The sequence below is a fragment of the Haloplanus litoreus genome (genome assembly GCF_045690335.1).
Classification (GTDB): domain Archaea; phylum Halobacteriota; class Halobacteria; order Halobacteriales; family Haloferacaceae; genus Haloplanus; species Haloplanus litoreus.
In genome coordinates this window covers 2,664,881-2,679,033 of record NZ_CP147874.1, presented here as the reverse complement: position 1 = coordinate 2,679,033, position 14,153 = coordinate 2,664,881, and the positions used below count along the sequence as shown (strand labels likewise).

Genomic DNA, 14,153 nt, shown 5'->3' with positions numbered 1-14,153 from the left:
GCCTACTCGAATCGCCGTTCGGTGCCGAGATACGTCGAGTCGAACGGCTCGCCGACGTCGGCGTAGAACAGCGCCAGGGTCGCCTCCAGGTCGGTCCGCAGATAGTGATCGACGACTTCCGCGAGCGTCGCCCGGAATCGGGCGCCCGTCGCCGTACCGAGCGTCCGGAGATACGCCGGACCGAGTTCGTCGCCGAACCGCTCGTTCGTCACCGGGGTGCCCCGCCAGACGGTTTCGGCGGGAGTGTAGCCGTACGACTCCAGGCACGTCTCCAGACTGGGCCAAGGCTCGTCGGCCGCCTCGGCGCGGTCCCGTCGGTCCAAGAACAGGTCGAGGTGTGTCTCGGACGCGGTGATCGCCGGAAGGTCCAGTGCGGCTCCGCGTTCCGCCAGCCGCCTCTCGACGAACGGCAGGTCGAACTCGGCGCCGTTGTAGGTGACCAACGCGTCGGCGCCGCTCCGGGCTAGGTAGTCCATGGCCGCCCGGATCAGCGACACCTCCCCGTCGCCGTCACGGTGGAACGTCTCGTAGGTCGCCCGGGTCAGCGGCTCCGCTCGCGGGTGGACGCCGACGCCGATGGCGACGAGTTCGCCGTCCCCTGGGTCGACGGCCGTGGTTTCGATGTCCACCGTCGCCACCGTCTCGGCCGCCGGGTCCTCGCGCGGGAATCGCATCGCCACATCTGGTCCGCGACGAGGATAAATAACTGTTCACTGGCAGTTCGCCCGCCCGCCACGGCGACCCACCTGACTGACGGACGACTGTCCGTATCGATCCATCGAAGAGGTCCCCCTCTCACGACCAACGTTTACAAGCCGTCCCGGAGAACGCGGCGTATGGTCTCCCATCCCGACTGGCTCTCGCTCGACGCCGGCGAGACGGTCGTCTGGCGGGGCGCGCCGCGCGTTCGGCGCGTCCTCCCCTCGGCCGTCGCGGCGGCGCTCTGGATCGCTCTCCTCGTGGCCGGTGCGGCCGTCGCCGTCCGGGCCACGACGCTGCCGACGCTGGTTCCCGTCGGCGCGGCCGTCCTTTTCGCCGTGCCGGCGGTAGCCGCGGCCGCGACGACCTACCTGCGCACCGTGAACGTCGAGTACGTGTTGACGGACCGGAACTGCTACCGCAAGCGCGGCGTCCTGTCGACGCGCGTCACGCGGGTCGGACTCGCGAACGTCCAGCGAACCGCCCTCCAGAAGAACGTCTGGGGCAACCTCTTCGACTACGGTACCGTCTCCCTCAGCACCGCCGGTTCCGAGGGGGTCGATCTGCGCTTTACCGACCTCGACGATCCCGAGACGGTCCGTGACGAACTCAACCGGCTGACCGGCGCGGACGAGCGTCGCCCCTCTCGGCCGCCCGCAGGCCTGAACGCCGCGACGGCCGACGCGCTCCGAACCGAGTTCGGGGCGCTGCGGGCGGCGGCCGAGCGCCTCGACCGGGAGGTGAGCGACGGATGAGCGACGGGACGGTCGACGGCGACGCCGCGCCCCCGGAGTGGCTCACCCTCGACCCCGACGAGGAGGTGGTCTGGATCGGTCAGCCGGCGTTCGAAACCCTCTATGGCACCATCGCGACCGGACTCGTATTGACCGTCGTGTTGATCGGCTTCCTCGTCCTCCTGGGAGTACCCTTCGCCTACTACCGGATCGAGAACACCGAGTACGTCGTGACGACGAAGTCGCTGTACGTGAAGACGGGCATCTTCTCGACCAACATCGAGACGGTCGACCTCGACCGTATCCAGAACACGGAGTTCAACCGGAGCTTCTGGGGCAAGCAGTTCGACTACGGCTCCATCTCGATCAGCACCGCCGGCAGCAGCGGCGCCGAGATCTCCTTCGACGGCATTCCGGACGCGCCGTCCGTCCGCGACCGAATCACCGAACTCCAGCGCCGACACGCGGGTCGGGGCGGTGACGAGACGGCGGACGGCGACCTGCCCGCGAGCGCGGATCAGTTGGCGGAACTTATCGAGGAGGTTCGCGCCACTCGCGAGGCGTTCGAGCGAATCGAGCACCGTCTCGCCGACGGCGACGCGGGGACCGCAGTGGAGACGACGACGGATGCGACCGACGCCGGAGACGACGACGGCGACGACACCGACGACGATCAGTCCCGGACGAACGCCTCGTCGCCGTAGCGGTCGAGGACGTCGAGGAAGCCGGCGCGTTGCCGGCGCAGTTCCGGCGGCAGATCCGCGTAGGCGTGATCGAACATCGACGCCGGATCGGCCTCCACCTCGGTGGACGCCTCGATGATCGCCGCGACGTGGTCCTCGATATCCGCCCGAATCTCCGCGTCCAGATCGTCGTCCAGGCGCTCGGTCCGCCGGAGGAACGACTCGAATCGCTCCAGCGGGTCCCGGTCCTTCCAGCGTTCGACCTCCTCGTCCTCGCGGTAGACGCTCGGATCGTCGGCGGTCGTGTGGGCGCCGTAGCGGTACGTGACCGCCTCGATCAGCGTCGGTCGGGTCTCGTCTTCCGCCGGGTCGCGCGCCCGGTCGACGGCCTCTTTCGTCACCTTGTAACACGCGAGCGGGTCCATCCCGTCGACGCGGACGCCCTCCATACCGTAGGCTGCCGCCTTCTGGGCGATGGTGGCGCTCGCCGTCTGCTTCTCGACCGGCACCGAGATGGCCCACCCGTTGTTGTTACAGAAAAAGACCGTCGGCGTGTCGAACACGCCAGCGAAGTTCATCGCCTCGTGGAAGTCGCCCTCGCTCGTTGCGCCGTCGCCGAAGTGGACGACCGTCGCGCGCCCGTCGCCTTTCAGCTTCGACGCCCACGACATCCCCACTGCGTGTGGCAGGTGGTCGGCGATCGTGATGTTCAGCGGGAAGACGTGTTTGTCCGCGAGCGTCGCGTTGCCCGATTCGTGACCCATCCAGTAGGACAGGTAGCCGGCGTCCAGGTCGCGGACGACCACTGCCCCGTGTTCGCGGTACTGGTAGAGGATCCAGTCGTCGTCGGCCAGCGCGTACGTCGAGCCGACCTGTGCGCCCTCCTGGCCTGCACCGGAGGCGAACGTCCCGATGCGGCCCTGTCGCTGGATGTTGATCGCTCGCTGGTCGAAGTGGCGGGTCAGGCGCATGTCGCGATACATCCCCAGGAGCGTCCCGTCGTCCAGATCCGGCACCGCGTCATCGTCGACGGGGACGCCGTCCTCGTCGAGCACCCGGACGAACTCACCCTCGTCGTAGTCCACGGTCAGTCACCCCGCCCGTCGGGTCGCCGTCGACCGACTCGATTCCCGGGACGTCGCCGTGGCCCTGGCCGTCGATGCATACCTCGGCCGAGAACCTCCGTCGAGTAAATCTTATCGCTGCCGGAGGGACGGTCGCAGGTCCGCGAGCGGTGGAAACCACAACGTCGCCGCCGGGTCGTCATCGCCGGTTTCCGTCCGCCGACCCTCGGGGGCTACCGCCCCGCTCTGGACGACGCCGGGCCGGACCGACTCCATGTCGGGCACCAGCGGCGAGTCCACCGTCGCCCGTTCCTCGAGTCGGACCCCCGCGGCGAGCGCCGAAAACGCCGGCACCACCAGTACCGGTCGGTCGCGGTAGCCCGCCGCCGTCCGCAGGAAACAGTCGTGCTTCCGCCCTCCGACCGTGAGCGCCGGGTGGACGTGCCCGCAGACGTACCGCTCGCCGTCCACCTCGGGGACCGCGTGTCCGTGACAGACGACGGTCCCGTCCGCCAGTCGGTAGGCGTCGTGGACTGGTCCCGGCCACGCATCGGTCAGGCCGCCGTCGTGGTTTCCGGCGACCGCAACCGGCCGCGCACCCGTGGCCCGAACCAGCCCCGCCAGGTCCCGTACCGTCGCCACCGCTCGGGGCGTCGGTGCGCCGAAGCGGTGGAGCAGATCGCCAGCGAAGATCACCGTCTCCGGGTCCGTGGCCGCGAGTGCCGCCGTCAGCCGGCTTCTGAGGTCCGCTCGTTCGTCCAACAGGAGGCCGACGTTCGACGCCTCGGCGCGGCCGACGTGGAGGTCGGCGACGACGAGCGTCGACGTCGCGGAGAGGAAAGCCGCCCGTCTGTGGGTGGTCGGCGCCGACACGGACGACCCACGGACCGAACGGACAAAGCGGTGACGGGACCTCACCCCGGATGGATCGTCGTCACTGGTTACCGGCCGTCGTCGTCACCGCGGTCGGCGACGGCCGGGACACGACCGACAACAGTCAGTATCAGTCCGCGTGTTCCTTCGCGGTCGTGTAGGCCTCGCGGAGGCGTCGGAACGACTCGCTGTCCCCACCCTGGTCGGGGTGGACGTCTTTCACGCGCCGGCGGTAGGCCGCTCGCACCTCGTCGGCGTCGGCGCTGGGCGAGAGTCCCAGCTGCGAGAACGCGGCGCTGATCGACCCCCCGCCGATGGTGGTCGCGTCGGCGCGCGACCCGGCACCCGGCACGTCGAAGGGCAGGCGGCGGCCCAGTTGTGCCCCTGGCATCTCGTGTTCACAGAGGACGGCGTCGGTCCCCGATCGCTCGATGCCGAAGTAGGCCTGTGGGTCGAACGTGATGGCCACGTCCCGTTCGGGAAGGTAGAACGCGACCGTGTGATCGTGGACCGACGCGTCCTCGACGTATCGTTCCCCGATGGAGTCGAGGTAGGTTCTGATCTCTGCCCGCCGCCGGTCGGTCCCGTCGATCCGTCGACTGCGATCCGCCGGCGGGGCCGGAAAGAGGCGGTCGCCCGCGACGAAGATGCCGACGACCAGAAGGGCGACGACGACGCCCAGGGCGCCTCCGGCGACCAGCCAGGTCGGCAACAGACGCAGCCACTCCAGCAGCACGCCTCGGCGTTAGCGGCCCGCAGTAAAGTATTTCTCGCCGACCGTGAGGCGCTCGCCCGGCACGGCCCCGACCTCACCCGATGTACCGCAGGTCGTCGTCAGTCGGCACCTGGGCGCTCTGGTTCTGCATCTCCTGAATCTTGCCGACGACTTCCTCCATCTCCTCGGCGCGGTCCTCCAGAGATGCGTAGTCGAGTTCGAAGTCGAGCGTCGCCTCCAGCACTTCGAGTACCGCTCGGGCGCTCTTGGGGTCGACCAGGTAACCGCTCGTCTCGCCCATCAGACAGGCGGCGTCCAGGCTCCGACGGCCGCCCAGGCCGAGCAACAGCCCGCTGACACCGACGATACCCCCGGCGGGTTCGTCCTCGCGGAACTCGACGCCTTCGGCCTCCAGGCCGTCTTTCAGATCGGCGTTCGTAACCGCCCCGAGGACGTGATACTCCTCGATGAGTTCGCCAGTCGGCACGCCGCCGAGGGCGAACAGCCGCTCGACCCCGAACCCCTCCGCGATGTCGAGGAACGACTCGGTGAGGTGGTAGTGGCCGGCGTTGCTCCCCGCCTGATGGTCGCCGGTGAGGACGAGCAGGTCGCGGCCGCCCGTCTCGACGGCGTGAAACTCCGCACAGACCAGTTCCGCGACGCCGTCGTCGTCGATACTCACCTGCGGGGGGAATTCGTCGGCGTACACACGGCGGACGAGTTCGCTGTTGCACTCTTCGAGAAGATACTCCGCGGCGAGTTTCCCCACGTGGCCGACGCCGGGTAGCCCTTCGATCAACACCGGGTCCGACAGCGTCGGCTCCGCGACCGTCTCGATCTCGATGGCGTCCATACCGCCTACTCGCGTTCGCGGCGCTTAAGAGCGCGTCGGTACTCCCCGTACGGATCGGCAGGATCGAACGGTGCCGGGGCGCTGTTGACCGCCTCGGCACCGCACTCGGGGCACGTCTCCCCGAGGGTGTACACCGGGCGGTCGTGGGCCGTGCGCCAGGACCCACACACCCGGATGTCCGCTCTCATACTACTCGTCGTCGGTCTCGCGTTCGCGGTGGTACCGCCCCGTGCCGCCCGCGGCCGTGATAGACTCGCGGGCGCGCTCGGCGCTGGCTTCGAGTTCCGACTCCGCCCGCTTGTAGTCGGGCGCCTGCACCTGGATGCGGTACTCCGGCGACCCGACGTAGGACACCGACAGGTCGATTTCGCCGCCCACGTCGCCGTTGCCCTCGGCGGCTCGGAGCGCCTCCTTGATGTGGTCGACGCCGTCGCCGCTCGGACACTCCAGGTCGACGTAGCCCGTCACGTTGACGTAGGGGACCGAGACGTTCTCGCGGGCCGTCTCGACGATTGTGTCGACGTCCCCGTCGTCCAGGTCGACGTCCTCGAGAGCCTCGTTCCCGTGGATGGCCGCCGACTCGAAGGCGTCGTAGAGACTCTCGAACTCGGCGAGCAGCGCGTCGGCGACCGCCCCGTACTGCTCGTCGGAGACGTCCTCGCCGAAAGCGAGTGACATCCACTTGTCGGCCTTCTGCTCGTTTTTCCACTCCTGGATCTTCTCTTTGTGCTGGTGTTCGTTGACGTCCTTGATCGAGAGGTCGATCTGTTGTGAGCTCTCGTCGACGTCGAGCACCTTCGCGACCACCGTCTGTCCCTCGCGGACGTGGTCGCGGACGTTCTTGATCCAGCCACTGGCGACTTCGCTGATGTGGGCGAGGCCGCGTTTGTCCTCGTACTCTTCGAGGTCGACGAACACGCCGAAATCGGTTATCTCGTCGACCTTGCCGACGACGAGTTCACCCGGTTCGGGCCAGCCACTGTACTTCATGGTGTGGATGTCAGCGTGCCTCGACGGTGCCGGTGACCTCACCCTCGAAGGCGGCGTGGCCGCCGGTCGGGCGGGCGAGCGTGCTTCCACAGACCGCACAGTTCACGGTCGTCGACACCTTGTCGAAGACGGTCTGTTCGTTGCCACAGTCCGCGCACTCGACGGTGACGAAGTTCCCCGTCATTCCTGGAACTCCAGTCGGCCGGCGCGCCAGCCTTCGCGCATGTGGGCCTTGCCGCACTCGGAGCAGCGGTACTTCAGGTTGGTCTTCTTCGTCGGCTTGTCGCCGCCAGGAACTTTCGAGAACTTGCCGGCGTTGCCGATGGTGGACGTGTTGCGCTCGCGTTGCCGGTCGATCCACTTCATCCCCGTCTCACGACCGCGACGCACTTTCTCGACCTCGTGCTCGAAGTGCCCGTTGCAGTGCGGGCAGTACGTGTTGAATCGGCGTGGCATCTGCATAGATAATCTACCTTACCGGGAATTTCACGCCGGGCGTTAAAACCCGTTCGGTGTCCGCTCGACGGTCCGACGGGGCGACGCGGGGCGGTCCGACGGGGCGTTACTCGGGGAACAGCGGCGGTGACAGACTCTCGCGTTCGATGAGTTCGATTTCGTGGCCGTCCTGATCCTTCGTGAAGGCGTACGCGTCGTCACAGGAGGCCGGATCGCGGTAGTCCGCGGCCTCGCGAACCATGAGTTGCTCCCAGTCGTCGTGCAGGTCGTCGACCCGGACACAGAGGTGGCCCCACGCGTCGCCCATCTCGTAACTCCGGCCGTCGTAGTTGTAGGTGAGTTCGACCGCCATCGCCTCCGGCGCCGCGCCCGCCGGCTTGGTGAAGTAGTTGGCGAACGTATCGGACTCCCAGCGGCCGGTGGGGACGTGTTCGAACTTCCGCATCCAGAAGCCGAGGGCGGCGTCGGCGTCCTCGACGCGGATCATCGTGTGATCGAGGCTCCACCGTGCGCCCTGGTCGCGTTCGACCAGTTCCACCTCGTGGCCGTCCGGGTCCTTCACGAACGCGTAGCTCCCGCCACAGGAGTCGGGGTCGCGGTAGTCCTCGACGCCGGCGTCGATCAGTTCCTCGTAGGCGTCGTAGACGTCCTCGACGCGCACGGCGATGTGCCCCCAGGCGTCGCCCATCTCCTCCGGGGCGCCGTCGTGGTTGTGCGTGAGCTCCAGCATCGCTCCCTCCTCGTGCATGTCCTCCGGGCCGAGGTAGACGATGGTGAAGTCGTCGGCTTCCCAGCGGTCCTTCTCCTCGTAGTCGAGATGCGAGCCGTACCAGTCGAGCGAGTCCTCGAGGTCGGCGACGCGCATCATGACGTGGTCGAGCGTTCCGTCCATGGACGTCAGGTGGACCGGCGAGCCGAAAAGCGTACCGGGACCGCCGGTCGCGCGGTCACTCACCCCGACGAGTCGCGTCCGGCCGCGTGTACACCCACCACGCGACGATCAGACAGGCGAGCGTCCCGAGCGGCCAGGCGGTGCGGCCGGGCTGAAAGGAGAAGCCACGGGCGAGGGTCACCTGCGCGACACCGGCAGCCGCGAGCAACCCCGCAGTCACGCGGACGTCTCCCCCCTCGGGACCGAAGAGGCGTCCGACGAGCGCGCTCGCGAGCGCGAGAAGGTAGCAGAGAACCGAGAGCGGCCACGCGAGGATGTACTCGGGCAGACCGGTCGTGTATCGGAACAGGAACTCCCACAGGAAGGTGATCGAGAGGGGGTCAACGTTGACCAGTCCCCAGGCGAAGACGAACCCGGGTGGGCGTCCACCCGCGAACGTCTGGACGGACCACGGCACCGCGAGCAACGCGAGGATGCCAACCAGCGGGCCGGCCGAACGGTCGGACACGCTACCGGCGGGCGACGACGCGCATCACGTCCTCGTCCTGGAGTTCGTGGTCACGGCCGACCTGCTGTTCGTCGTGTTTCGCACTGGGACCGGTGACGCGGGCGAAGCGGAACCGTTCCTCCAGCGTCCCGCCGAGTTTGTGCAGCGCGTCGTCGACGGTGTGGTCGCCCTGTCGGAGGACGAGCGGTTCCTCGTAGTCGACGCCGCGGCCCGGTTTGTCCATGTACACCCGGATCAATCCCAGGGCATCCCAGATCTCCTCTTTCAGGGCGTCGAGCCCGCGTTCCTCCTCGGCGCTGATGAACACCACGTTCTCCGGGTCGAGCCCGTGCTCTCGAAGTTCCTCCTCCACGGTGGGGAGGTAGTCCCGGTCGATCAGATCGGCCTTGTTGACGGCGACGATGGAGGGAAGATACACCCGGTTGTCCTGGATGCCGTCGATGAGTTCGTCGATGGTGCAGTCCCCGCGGATGGTCACGTCGGCGTTGACGTAGCCGTGTTCGCGCAGGACGCCCTTGATCGTCCCCTCGTCGAGGTTCACGTCGTCGGATTTCGTCACTCGCAGGCCGCCCTTGCCGGTCTTGGAGATGGAGAGGTTCGGCGGAGACGTGTCGAGGCGAACCTTGTTGGCGTAGAGTTCCTCGCTGAGGCGGTCGTACTGTTGGATCTCGAACACCGACAGTACGTACACCACGAGGTCGGTCGTCCGGACGACCGAGAGAACCTCCTGTCCCCCGCCGCGCCCGCCGGCCGCGCCCTCGATGAGGCCCGGGACGTCGAGGATCTGGATGTTGGCGCCGTTGTACTTGAGCATTCCCGGGTTCACGTCGAGGGTGGTGAACTCGTACTCCCCGACCTCGCTCTCGGCGTTGGTGAGCGCGTTGAGCAGGGTCGACTTGCCGACGCTCGGGAACCCGACGAGTCCGACGGTGGCGTCGCCGGTCTTCTCGACGGCGTAGCCTCCGCCACCACCCGAGGAGGCCTGTTTCTCGAGTTTCTCTTTTTTTTCCGCGAGCTTCGCCTTCAGCCGGCCGATGTGCTGTTCGGTCGATTTGTTGTACGGCGTGTTGGCGATCTCCTCGCGGAGGTCCTCGATTTCCTCCTCCAGACCCATTACCCGCCTCTCGGCCGGCGGCGTCGAAAAACCTGTTCCTTCCGGGTCGCGTGGTCACGCCCCGGAAGTGATGATGTTTCGACACGGTTATATCGCGGTACGGGGACACTTTCGATAGCCATCGATGCCGGATCCCGAGCGACTGCGAGACAGTACACAGATCGTCCTGCCCCGCGAAGATCTATCGGGGTTGCGGGAGGACCTCGAGGCAGACTTCGCCGTCACGGTGTTTACGATGGACGACACGACCTGTCGGATCATCGGCAGTCCGGTCGAGATCAAGGCGGTCGCACAGTTTCTCGCCCGGCACGGCATCAATCTCGCGTAACGACGGGTCGAAGCGTTTTCTACCGTCGACTTCCTACGACGCGTATGGACGATCAACCGGGATTGAGCGATCAGTATCGGATGGCGAGTCCCTGGCCACCGTTCGTCGCGTTCGGAATCCCGCTCGCGGAACTCGGCATCCTGTTCGACGTGTTCGTCGTCGCCGTGGCGGGTTTGCTCCTGTTCTGTGGAAGTCTCACCGGGATGATCCGGGAGGCGGGCTACGTCGAGACGGTGTGGCGACCGCTCGCGGTCTTTGCTGTCCTCCTCTTCGTCGTCGGTGGGGTGTTCACCTTCTCCGACGTGAATCTGGTGACGCGCGGGTACGCGATCATCACCGCGGGGGGAATCCTCGCCTTCGCGGGCATCAGCGGCGAACTCTTCGTCCCGAAACGCGAACCGATCTGAGCGCGTCGACGTCGGCCCGGTCGGAGGTATAGAAACCTATTTGTTCGGCCTCCGTTTTGCATGGGACATGGCGACGAAAGTGTTCGATCGGGACACGCTCCTCGATCTGACGGTGAATTTCATTCCGCTGTTCATCATCCTCTTTTTCATCGTCGGATACGCCCTGTTCAACCCGTTCAAACTCGGCTCGGTGGGACGGATTCTCCAGTACGTGCTGCTGGTCGCGCCCTTCGTCCTACTCGCGATTCTGACGTACCTGTCGGGTAAGGCCATCGCGTCGACGGAGAAGAGCGACCCAGTGTACATGCCCGGCGCCGCGACGGTCGACGGCGCCGAACCGATCGAAGACGAGCACGAGGAGTGAGCGCGTTCGGAGCGGTCGTCAGCCCCTCCACGAGCCTCGCGCGTCGGTCGAATATTCGCGAATCGCACCCGAATATTTCTTAACCCTGCGTTCCTGAGAATCGTCCATGCAGATCACCGGACAGTTAGCGTTGACGGTGCTCATGGGGCTCTTCCTCGTGATCATCGCCGCGTGGCTCGCGCGGATCGAAGACTGGCGGTCGTACACGCCGCTCGGGAGCGGCGGCGCGGCCGGCGAGTCTGGCTACGTTTCGAAGGAGAAGCCGGCCGGAATCAGCCGTTGGCTGACGACGGTCGACCACAAGGATATCGGAATGCTGTACGGCGCCTACGGCGTCCTCGCGTTCGTCGTCGGTGGCCTGATGATCATGATCATGCGGATCGAACTGATCGATCCCGGCATGACGCTGATCTCGAACTCGTTTTACAACTCCCTGTTGACGAGTCACGGGATCACCATGCTGTTCCTGTTCGGGACGCCCATCATCGCGGCGTTCGCGAACTACCTCGTCCCCCTGCTCATCGGCGCGGACGACATGGCGTTCCCGCGGATCAACGCCATCGCGTTCTGGCTGCTGCCGCCGGGCGCACTGCTCATCTGGGCGGGCTTCTTCCCGCTCGGTGACGTCATCCCCGCCCAGACCGCTTGGACGCTCTACACCCCGCTCTCGGCGGGCGTTGGCGGCGGGAGTCAGGCCAACGCCGGGGTCGACCTCATGATCCTCGGTCTCCACCTCACCGGCGTCTCGGCGACGATGGGATCGATCAACTTCATCGCGACCATCCTCACCGAGCGCGCGGAGGAAGTGACCTGGGCCAACCTCGACATCTTCTCGTGGACCATCCTCACCCAGTCGGGCCTCATCCTCTTCGCGTTCCCGCTGCTCGGGAGCGCGCTGGTCATGCTCCTGCTCGACCGCAACCTCGGGACGACGTTCTTCGCTATCGAAGCCGGCGGCACGATGCTCTGGCAGCACCTGTTCTGGTTCTTCGGCCACCCCGAAGTGTACATCCTCGTGCTCCCGCCGATGGGTATCGTCAGCTACGTCCTCCCGCGCTTCTCCGGCCGACAGCTGTTCGGGTTCAAGTTCGTCGTCTACTCCACGCTCGCCATCGGCGTGCTCTCCTTCGGCGTCTGGGCCCACCACATGTTCGCCACCGGCATGGATCCGCGCCTGCGCGCGTCGTTCATGGCGGTGTCGATGGCCATCGCCATCCCCTCCGCGGTGAAGACGTTCAACTGGATCACGACGATGTGGAACGGTGACCTCCGCCTGACGACGCCGATGCTGTTCTGTATCGGCTTCGTCTCCAACTTCATCATCGGCGGCGTCACCGGCGTCTTCAACGCCTCCATCCCCGTCGACCTGGTGCTTCACGACACCTACTACGTCGTCGGGCACTTCCACTACGTCGTCATGGGCGCTATCGCCTTCGCCGGGTTCGCGGGGCTCTACTACTGGTTCCCGATGTTCGCCGGCCGGATGTACCAGCGCCGGCTCGGGAAGATCCACTTCTGGACCTGGATGATCGGCTCGAACATCACGTTCCTCGCGATGCTCGCGCTGGGGTACGGCGGCATGCCCCGACGGTACGCGACCTACCTGCCGCAGTTCGCCACGTTCCACCAGCTCGCGACGCTCGGTGCCGTGTTGATGTTCATCGGCGGCCTCGTCTGGACGTACAACTTCGTCGTCTCCTGGATGGAGGGGCCGAAGGTGCAGGACGGCGACCCCTGGAACCTCCGGGACGACGGCATGTACACCAACGAGTGGCAGTGGTTCGAGAACAAGATGGAGACGGCCATCACCGACGGTGGGGACGAGGAAGTCGTCACCGACGGCGGAACGACCGACGAGTAATCGACTCGCTCCGTTTCGACTTCGCGATTCGGTCCGACTGGCGGGTACGACGCGACGCAGTCAGGTCGCCAGCAGGATCCCGGTGACGAACATCAGGAGCGCGACGCTCCCCAGAATGATGCCGAGAATGTCCTGGTTGGTCATGCTCCCACGAACGGCCGGCGTCGGCAAAGGCCCATCGGTTCGAAGGGAAAGCGCTAATCGCCTCCCGGCCCAACCGTCGCTGTGACCGAGACGCAGACGCGCCTCGACGGCCGCCGGTTCGTGTTGCTCATGTATGGGGTCATCATCGGCATCGCCGGCGTTCTCGGCGTCGTCCTCGGTGCGTTCATCACGATGGGGAGTGCCCCACGGCTGTTCTTCCTGATCCCGCTGCCGCCGACGGCGCTCGGCTTCGCGGCCTACGGCATGGTGACCGTCGCCGTCGGCCTCGGTATCCCACTGCTGCTCGTGATCTACCTGTCCGAGCGCCTCGACACCGAGACGGCGCGGGGTAAAGACACTTAGTCCTGGCTCGTCGACTGGGGTGTATGTACCACGTCGTTATCGGCGTCGACGACAACGAGGAGCGAGCAGTCGCGTGTGCACGGGCGGTCGCCGACCTGCCGGGTGCCGCCTCGGACACTCGCGTGACCATCATCCACAGTTTCACCGACAATCCGAGCGGTGCCTCGGCGGCACAGATCGGATCGGTGCGTGAGGCGACGGAGTATCTCGAAGAACGTGGGATCGACGTCGACGTGACCGAGTCCAGCGGCGATCCGGCCGAACAGATCCTCGACGTCGCGACGGCCGAGGACGCGAACCTCATCGTCGTGGCCGGGCGGAAGCGATCGCCGACGGGGAAGGCGCTGTTCGGTAGCGTCACGCAGTCGGTGATTCTGAACGCCGACCGACCGGTGATGGTCGCCGGCGACACCGAGAACTAGGTCTCGAAACAGTCGGCGAACGCCTCGGCGTATCGCGACGGCGGCTCACGGCCGGTCACGGCCGTCACGAGGTCACCGTCCCGGAAACAGCAGACCGCCGGCGCCGTGGTCACGTCGAACGCGTTCCGGAAGTCGGGGACGGCCTCGCCGTCCACGCCGGCGACGGCGACGCCGTCGGGGAGCGCATCCAACACGGCGTCGAGATCGTCCTTCAGCGCGTCGCAGGGCGCACAGTCCCGCCGCCACACCGTCACGACGCCGTCACGGTGGTCGGCGAGGAACGCCTCCCACTCCTCGTCGTCGAGTGTTCGCACTCCCTCCGGCACCGGCGACGCGGGCGTGATTTCGCCGACGAGCGCCGTCATCGTCGCCAGTCGCTCATCGTCCGTCCCGTCGAGGACGGCCCGGAGCGAGAGCGTGACGATCAGATCCTCACGGGTCACCGTCCCGTCGTCGATGCGGTCGGCGGCCGTCGTCTCGCTCACGCCGAACGTCTCGGCGACGGTCCGTCGGAACTGGGCGTCGTCCGCGTTCGCGTAGGTGTCGCGGTAGACGCGTCGCGCCGCCTCGAACTCCTCGGTCGTGACCAGCGTCCCGTCGGGCCGTTCGTCGACGATCCCGGTCTCGACGAGTCGATCCAGTGCGGATTCGAGCGCCGCTTCCGAGGGTCCGGATGCACACAT

General features: G+C 66.7%; 21 protein-coding genes. 8 read left to right on the top strand and 13 right to left on the bottom strand.

Going from position 1 to position 14,153, the window contains the following annotated elements; genetic code table 11:
- Positions 1-2: 2 nt before the first annotated feature.
- A complete protein-coding gene (locus tag V8686_RS14330) occupies positions 3-674 on the bottom strand; it encodes a ribonuclease H-like domain-containing protein (protein ID WP_379705258.1) in 672 nt (223 codons plus the stop codon).
- 162 nt (positions 675-836) lie between these two features.
- Here V8686_RS14330 and V8686_RS14325 point away from each other — a divergent pair, with 162 nt between their 5' ends.
- Positions 837-1,454: a PH domain-containing protein gene (locus V8686_RS14325; RefSeq protein WP_379705255.1), complete on the top strand. Its 618-nt coding sequence runs from the start codon at positions 837-839 to the stop codon at positions 1,452-1,454.
- Positions 1,451-2,137, top strand: a complete 687-nt coding sequence (locus V8686_RS14320; protein ID WP_379705252.1) for a PH domain-containing protein — start codon at positions 1,451-1,453, stop codon at positions 2,135-2,137. The genes V8686_RS14325 and V8686_RS14320 overlap by 4 nt, the downstream gene beginning before the upstream one ends.
- On the opposite strand, the gene pdhA is transcribed toward V8686_RS14320, so the two are convergent.
- The 11 genes from pdhA to V8686_RS14265 all read right to left on the bottom strand — a co-directional run bounded on the left by pdhA (position 2,107) and on the right by V8686_RS14265 (position 9,581).
- The gene (gene pdhA, locus V8686_RS14315; protein WP_379706622.1) at positions 2,107-3,207 is read right to left on the bottom strand and encodes a pyruvate dehydrogenase (acetyl-transferring) E1 component subunit alpha; all 1,101 of its coding nucleotides are present in this window, start codon (positions 3,205-3,207) and stop codon (positions 2,107-2,109) included. The two genes, V8686_RS14320 and pdhA, sit on opposite strands and share 31 nt — an antisense overlap.
- Before the next feature lie 105 nt (positions 3,208-3,312).
- Positions 3,313-4,053, bottom strand: a complete 741-nt coding sequence (locus V8686_RS14310; protein ID WP_379705249.1) for a metallophosphoesterase — start codon at positions 4,051-4,053, stop codon at positions 3,313-3,315.
- Between the two features lie 130 nt (positions 4,054-4,183).
- The gene (locus V8686_RS14305) at positions 4,184-4,789 is read right to left on the bottom strand and encodes a DnaJ domain-containing protein (protein WP_379705246.1); all 606 of its coding nucleotides are present in this window, start codon (positions 4,787-4,789) and stop codon (positions 4,184-4,186) included.
- Between the two features lie 73 nt (positions 4,790-4,862).
- Positions 4,863-5,621, bottom strand: a complete 759-nt coding sequence (locus V8686_RS14300) for a proteasome assembly chaperone family protein (protein ID WP_379705243.1) — start codon at positions 5,619-5,621, stop codon at positions 4,863-4,865.
- A gap of 5 nt (positions 5,622-5,626) precedes the next feature.
- The gene (locus tag V8686_RS14295) at positions 5,627-5,809 is read right to left on the bottom strand and encodes an RNA-protein complex protein Nop10 (protein WP_379705240.1); all 183 of its coding nucleotides are present in this window, start codon (positions 5,807-5,809) and stop codon (positions 5,627-5,629) included.
- Between the two features lies 1 nt (position 5,810).
- The gene (locus tag V8686_RS14290; RefSeq protein WP_379705237.1) at positions 5,811-6,611 is read right to left on the bottom strand and encodes a translation initiation factor IF-2 subunit alpha; all 801 of its coding nucleotides are present in this window, start codon (positions 6,609-6,611) and stop codon (positions 5,811-5,813) included.
- A 10-nt stretch (positions 6,612-6,621) separates the two neighbouring features.
- A complete protein-coding gene (locus tag V8686_RS14285) occupies positions 6,622-6,795 on the bottom strand; it encodes a 30S ribosomal protein S27e (protein ID WP_157688946.1) in 174 nt (57 codons plus the stop codon).
- Positions 6,792-7,073: a 50S ribosomal protein L44e gene (locus V8686_RS14280; protein WP_092631957.1), complete on the bottom strand. Its 282-nt coding sequence runs from the start codon at positions 7,071-7,073 to the stop codon at positions 6,792-6,794. The genes V8686_RS14285 and V8686_RS14280 overlap by 4 nt, the downstream gene beginning before the upstream one ends.
- A 100-nt stretch (positions 7,074-7,173) precedes the next feature.
- Positions 7,174-7,959 carry a VOC family protein gene (locus tag V8686_RS14275; RefSeq protein ID WP_379705232.1) on the bottom strand — a complete coding sequence of 262 codons (786 nt, stop codon included), beginning with the start codon at positions 7,957-7,959 and terminating at the stop codon, positions 7,174-7,176.
- 55 nt (positions 7,960-8,014) lie between these two features.
- Entirely contained in the window at positions 8,015-8,467 is a 453-nt protein-coding gene (locus tag V8686_RS14270; protein WP_379705229.1) for a TIGR04206 family protein, read from the bottom strand.
- 1 nt (position 8,468) lies between these two features.
- Positions 8,469-9,581 carry an OBG GTPase family GTP-binding protein gene (locus tag V8686_RS14265; protein WP_379705226.1) on the bottom strand — a complete coding sequence of 371 codons (1,113 nt, stop codon included), beginning with the start codon at positions 9,579-9,581 and terminating at the stop codon, positions 8,469-8,471.
- Positions 9,582-9,705: 124 nt separating this feature from the next.
- Here V8686_RS14265 and V8686_RS14260 point away from each other — a divergent pair, with 124 nt between their 5' ends.
- The 6 genes from V8686_RS14260 (at position 9,706) to V8686_RS14235 (ending at position 13,470) form a co-directional block, all read left to right on the top strand.
- Positions 9,706-9,909, top strand: coding sequence for a VNG_1110C family protein (locus tag V8686_RS14260; RefSeq protein ID WP_379705224.1), 204 nt, complete (start codon positions 9,706-9,708; stop codon positions 9,907-9,909).
- Positions 9,910-9,953: 44 nt separating this feature from the next.
- Positions 9,954-10,316 carry a DUF7541 family protein gene (locus V8686_RS14255; protein WP_379705222.1) on the top strand — a complete coding sequence of 121 codons (363 nt, stop codon included), beginning with the start codon at positions 9,954-9,956 and terminating at the stop codon, positions 10,314-10,316.
- A 67-nt stretch (positions 10,317-10,383) separates the two neighbouring features.
- Positions 10,384-10,680, top strand: a complete 297-nt coding sequence (locus tag V8686_RS14250; RefSeq protein WP_379705221.1) for a DUF6684 family protein — start codon at positions 10,384-10,386, stop codon at positions 10,678-10,680.
- Positions 10,681-10,822: 142 nt separating this feature from the next.
- Entirely contained in the window at positions 10,823-12,541 is a 1,719-nt protein-coding gene (locus V8686_RS14245) for a cbb3-type cytochrome c oxidase subunit I (RefSeq protein ID WP_379706619.1), read from the top strand.
- A gap of 225 nt (positions 12,542-12,766) precedes the next feature.
- Positions 12,767-13,048, top strand: a complete 282-nt coding sequence (locus V8686_RS14240; RefSeq protein WP_379705219.1) for a DUF7520 family protein — start codon at positions 12,767-12,769, stop codon at positions 13,046-13,048.
- Between the two features lie 23 nt (positions 13,049-13,071).
- Positions 13,072-13,470: a universal stress protein gene (locus V8686_RS14235; RefSeq protein WP_379705217.1), complete on the top strand. Its 399-nt coding sequence runs from the start codon at positions 13,072-13,074 to the stop codon at positions 13,468-13,470.
- Here the strand turns inward: V8686_RS14235 and V8686_RS14230 are convergent.
- Entirely contained in the window at positions 13,467-14,153 is a 687-nt protein-coding gene (locus V8686_RS14230; protein ID WP_379705215.1) for a thioredoxin domain-containing protein, read from the bottom strand. The genes V8686_RS14235 and V8686_RS14230 overlap by 4 nt on opposite strands.

Bases quoted from the DNA above. Each gene is read 5' to 3' on its own strand.
- V8686_RS14330 (WP_379705258.1), bottom strand. From the start codon at position 674: ATGCGATTCCCGCGCGAGGACCCGGCGGCCGAGACGGTGGCGACGGTG.
- V8686_RS14325 (WP_379705255.1), top strand. From the start codon at position 837: ATGGTCTCCCATCCCGACTGGCTCTCGCTCGACGCCGGCGAGACGGTC.
- V8686_RS14320 (WP_379705252.1), top strand. From the start codon at position 1,451: ATGAGCGACGGGACGGTCGACGGCGACGCCGCGCCCCCGGAGTGGCTC.
- V8686_RS14300 (WP_379705243.1), bottom strand. From the start codon at position 5,621: ATGGACGCCATCGAGATCGAGACGGTCGCGGAGCCGACGCTGTCGGAC.
- V8686_RS14295 (WP_379705240.1), bottom strand. From the start codon at position 5,809: ATGAGAGCGGACATCCGGGTGTGTGGGTCCTGGCGCACGGCCCACGAC.
- V8686_RS14290 (WP_379705237.1), bottom strand. From the start codon at position 6,611: ATGAAGTACAGTGGCTGGCCCGAACCGGGTGAACTCGTCGTCGGCAAG.
- V8686_RS14285 (WP_157688946.1), bottom strand. From the start codon at position 6,795: ATGACGGGGAACTTCGTCACCGTCGAGTGCGCGGACTGTGGCAACGAA.
- V8686_RS14280 (WP_092631957.1), bottom strand. From the start codon at position 7,073: ATGCAGATGCCACGCCGATTCAACACGTACTGCCCGCACTGCAACGGG.
- V8686_RS14275 (WP_379705232.1), bottom strand. From the start codon at position 7,959: ATGGACGGAACGCTCGACCACGTCATGATGCGCGTCGCCGACCTCGAG.
- V8686_RS14265 (WP_379705226.1), bottom strand. From the start codon at position 9,581: ATGGGTCTGGAGGAGGAAATCGAGGACCTCCGCGAGGAGATCGCCAAC.
- V8686_RS14260 (WP_379705224.1), top strand. From the start codon at position 9,706: ATGCCGGATCCCGAGCGACTGCGAGACAGTACACAGATCGTCCTGCCC.
- V8686_RS14255 (WP_379705222.1), top strand. From the start codon at position 9,954: ATGGACGATCAACCGGGATTGAGCGATCAGTATCGGATGGCGAGTCCC.
- V8686_RS14250 (WP_379705221.1), top strand. From the start codon at position 10,384: ATGGCGACGAAAGTGTTCGATCGGGACACGCTCCTCGATCTGACGGTG.
- V8686_RS14245 (WP_379706619.1), top strand. From the start codon at position 10,823: ATGGGGCTCTTCCTCGTGATCATCGCCGCGTGGCTCGCGCGGATCGAA.
- V8686_RS14235 (WP_379705217.1), top strand. From the start codon at position 13,072: ATGTACCACGTCGTTATCGGCGTCGACGACAACGAGGAGCGAGCAGTC.
- V8686_RS14230 (WP_379705215.1), bottom strand. From the start codon at position 14,153: ATGTGTGCATCCGGACCCTCGGAAGCGGCGCTCGAATCCGCACTGGAT.